This is a genomic window from Streptomyces durbertensis (assembly GCF_014156695.1).
Lineage (GTDB): Bacteria > Actinomycetota > Actinomycetes > Streptomycetales > Streptomycetaceae > Streptomyces > Streptomyces durbertensis.
The window spans coordinates 1-2,598 of sequence record NZ_WMLF01000594.1; the positions used below are offsets into that span (position 1 = coordinate 1).

Genomic DNA, 2,598 nt, shown 5'->3' on the forward strand with positions numbered 1-2,598 from the left:
TGTGTATAAGAGACAGGTCCTGACCCGGCCGCGCGCCGGCGCCGCCGTGCTCCCGCCGGGCGCCGCGCCCGGGGCGGCGGACTGCCCAAGGGCCGCACGCCACGCCCCGTGCGCACCCCGACCGTCCTCCAGATGGAGGCCGTCGAGTGCGGTGCCGCCGCGCTGGCCATGGTGCTCGGCCACCACGGCCGGTACGTGCCGCTGGAGGAGCTGCGCATCGCCTGCGGCGTCTCCCGCGACGGCTCCCGTGCGGGCAACCTGCTGCGCGCCGCCCGGGGGTTCGGCCTGCGCGCCAAGGGCATGCAGATGGACCTGGCCGCGCTCTCCCGACTCAGGGGCCCGGCGATCCTGTTCTGGGAGTTCAACCACTACGTCGTCTACGACGGCATGGGCCGCCGCCTCGGCCGGCTCGGCGCGTACGTCAACGACCCCGACAAGGGACGCCGGTTCGTCCCCCTGGAGGACTTCGACACCAGCTTCACCGGCGTGGTGCTCACCTTCGAACCGGGTCCCGGCTTCCGGCGCGGCGGACGGCGACCGGGCGTGCTGCGCGCCGTGCCGTCCCGGCTGCGCGGCACCTCGGCCACCCTCACGGCGGCCGTCCTCGCCAGCCTGCTGCTGGTGGTCGTCGGCGCGACGATGCCCGCGCTCAGCCGCACCTACGTCGACGAGTTCCTGATCGGCGGGCAGACCTCCACGCTCGGCGTGGTCTTCGCGGGCATGGCGCTCGCGTTGCTGCTCACCGCCACCCTCACCGGACTGCAACAGGCGAACCTGCTGCGCGGTCGGCTGGTCACCTCCACCCTCGGCAGCGCCCGCTTCCTCCGCCACCTGCTGCGCCTCCCGGTGGCGTTCTACACCCAGCGCAACCCGGCCGACCTCGTGCAGCGCCTGGAGTCAAACGACACCGTCGCCGAGACCCTCGCCAGGGACCTGGCCGCCGCCGGCGTGGACGCCGTCGTCGTGCTGCTCTACGCCGTACTGCTGTGGACGTACGACCCCGGCCTCACGGTCGTCGGGGTGCTCGTCGCGCTGCTCAACATCGTGGCGATGCGGGTGGTCGTCGGGCTGCGCGCGACCAACACGCAGAAGCTGCGCGCCGACACCGCCCGGCTCACCAACACCTCCTACAGCGGCCTCCAGCTCATCGAGACGCTGAAGGCGACCGGCGGCGAGGACGGCTTCTTCCGCCGCTGGGCGGGCCAGCACGCCACCACGCTGGAGGTCCAGCAACGCCTGGGTGTGCCCAGCGCGTACCTGGCCGTCGTCGCCCCGACGCTCGCCGCGCTGAACAGCGCGCTCATCCTGTGGATCGGCGGGCTGCGGGCCGTCGAGGGGCACCTCTCCGTCGGGCTGCTCGTCGCCTTCCAGGCGCTTGTCACCAGCTTCACCGCGCCGATCACCCGGCTCAACGGCGTGGTCGGCCGGGTCCAGGACTTCGGCGCCGACGTCAACCGGCTCAAGGACGTGGAGAACTTCCCCGCCGACCCGCTGCTCCACCGCCCCGAACAGATGCGCACGGCAAGGCGGTTGACGGGCCACGTCGAGATCGACCACGTCACCTTCGGCTACAGCCCGCTGGACGAACCCCTCCTGCGGGACTTCTCGCTGACCGTCGGCCCCGGCCAGCAGGTCGCCCTCGTCGGCGGCTCCGGCAGCGGCAAGTCCACCGTCTCCCGGCTCGTCGCCGGACTGCACACCCCCTGGGAGGGCGCGATCCGCGTCGACGGCATGCGCATCGAGGACATCCCGCGCGGCACCCTGGCCGCCTCGGTGTCCTTCGTCGACCAGGACGTCTTCCTCTTCGAGGGCACCGTCCGGGACAACGTCGCCCTGTGGGACCCGTCGATCACGGACGAGGCGGTGGCCGCCGCCCTGCGCGACGCCGCGCTGTACGAGGTGGTCGCCGCCCGCCCCGGCGGCCTGCACGGCCGCGTGGAGCAGGACGGCCGGAACTTCTCCGGCGGGCAACGCCAGCGGCTGGAGATCGCCCGCGCCCTGGTGCGCCGCCCCAGCGTCCTGGTGCTCGACGAGGTGACCAGCGCGCTCGACGCCGTGACCGAACAGCTCATCATCGACAACCTGCGCCGACGCGGCTGCGCGTGTGTGGTCATCGCCCACCGGCTGTCCACCGTGCGCGACAGCGACGAGATCGTGGTGCTCGACCGGGGCTCGGTCGTCGAACGCGGCCGCCACGACCGGCTGCTGGCCGCCGGCGGCGCGTACGCGGCCCTGGTCAGGGAGCACTGAGGTGTCGGAATCCCCGTACGCCACGCCGGAGTACGGCGTCCAGCCGGCATCCGGCCACCGCGTCGACCCGGTGGTCGCCGCGCTCGGCGAACTCGGCACTCCTGTCGAGCGGTTGTCGACGCGCAGCATCGGCCTGGAGGGCCCGCACGTGCTGTGGCTGGTGCTCGACGGCGCCATGGACCTGTTCGCCGTCGGCACCACCCGGGCCGGCCACTGGCACCACCTCGGCCGCCTCACCCCGGGCACACTGCTGCTCGGCCCCACCGAAGGCCCCGAACACACCCTGGTCGGCCGCCCGTTGGACGGCTGCCACCTGCGCCGCATCGAACTGCACGCGCTCCCCGCCCC

The 2,598-nt window shown here is 73.4% G+C and carries 1 protein-coding gene and 1 pseudogene; both read left to right on the plus strand.

The window, feature by feature from the left end; genetic code table 11:
• Positions 1-108 precede the first annotated feature (108 nt).
• The gene (locus tag GL263_RS24835) at positions 109-2,250 is read left to right on the plus strand and encodes an NHLP family bacteriocin export ABC transporter peptidase/permease/ATPase subunit (protein ID WP_182857983.1); all 2,142 of its coding nucleotides are present in this window, start codon (positions 109-111) and stop codon (positions 2,248-2,250) included.
• Between the two features lies 1 nt (position 2,251).
• Positions 2,252-2,598: pseudogene (locus tag GL263_RS24840) on the plus strand (NHLP bacteriocin export ABC transporter permease/ATPase subunit); the annotation flags it as partial.